This window comes from Vibrio sp. 10N.222.55.B11, assembly GCF_041473705.1.
Taxonomy (GTDB): Bacteria; Pseudomonadota; Gammaproteobacteria; order Enterobacterales; family Vibrionaceae; genus Vibrio; species Vibrio crassostreae_C.
Window position 1 is genome coordinate 1 of record NZ_JBFRST010000133.1, and the last position, 1151, is coordinate 1151.

Below are 1151 nucleotides of genomic sequence, written 5' to 3' on the forward strand. Positions count from 1 at the left end.
TTTATCTTGTTGTTTATCCCTTCTAGGGTGCAGGTGTTTAGCGGATAACTTGCCGATGCGATAATACCGTGAAGATAAGGACTCAGTTTTCGTGCGAACTCTTTCAATGGCTTAATTCCACTCTCTTGTACTTGTGCCCACCACGCCTCCCAGAGCCCTTTAGCATGTGCTTCTGATTCACAATACCAAAGCTCTTTGAGTTGTGCCCCGAGTATATAAGTGGTCATTAAGTCCTTATTGATATTCAATATTTCTGTAAGATAGCTGTCTTGCCGTGGATTTAAGTTGCCTCTATTTTTCAACAACACCCAGCGTGAGCGCTTGACCCATTGCCTCGCTTTTTTATCTTGCTTGAGCTTGTTGGCTTGGTCGACTCTGACTCTATCCATGACCTCACGACCGAACTTAGCGACAACATGGAATAAGTCGTAAACGATTTTTGCGTTCGGGCAGTGCGCTTGAACTTCAAGGTCAAAAGCCGTATTCATGTCCATTGCGACCGCTTCGATATTATTACCATGCTTGCCTAACAGCTCGAAGAACGGTCGTATGTCCTTGCGGCTACGGCCTAACCCTATCCAAATAACTTGGTGAGTCTTAGCGTCAACAATGACCGTGGCATACCTATGTCCTTTAAAGATAGCGAACTCATCCATGACGAGTTGCCTTAGCTCTTCCCATTTCACTGACGGTACAACTTGTCGAAGTCGGCGTTTATCTATCTCTTTAATGGTGTGCCAATGTACGCTCGTTAACTGGGAGATATGCTTAATGGGAAGAAGAGGCAGCAGTTGTTCTATATAACTTTTTAAGCGCTTCGTTATACGAGCATAAGGCTCTAACCAAGATAGAGACTCTGTTTTTATGCCGCAGTCACGACACTTGATTCTTCGTGTTTGAACGGAAAGTTCAACAGGAACACCGAGCAACATGGCCTCTTTTACATGACGCCATTGATACTCATGAATAGCCTCGGCCTCGAGACCACAAAGGCACTTAGCCTCAGAGTTAGGTTTAAGAGTCAGGGTAATAAGTGATGCTGTCTGGTGAGACTTTACTATTTGAAAGCCTTCCCAGAATGAAGATAGGAAAGTATGATTCGGCATGAAAACGGTAGTTTGTGTATGATTTTTGTTTGGCGACTAAACCAT

General features: G+C 44.1%; 1 protein-coding gene. It reads right to left on the minus strand.

What is annotated here, in order from left to right; all coding sequences use genetic code 11:
- Positions 1-1106, minus strand: a 1106-nt coding sequence (locus tag AB4503_RS25330) for an ISL3 family transposase (RefSeq protein ID WP_372115910.1), incomplete at its 3' end; no start/stop codon positions are given.
- Positions 1107-1151: the final 45 nt, after the last annotated feature.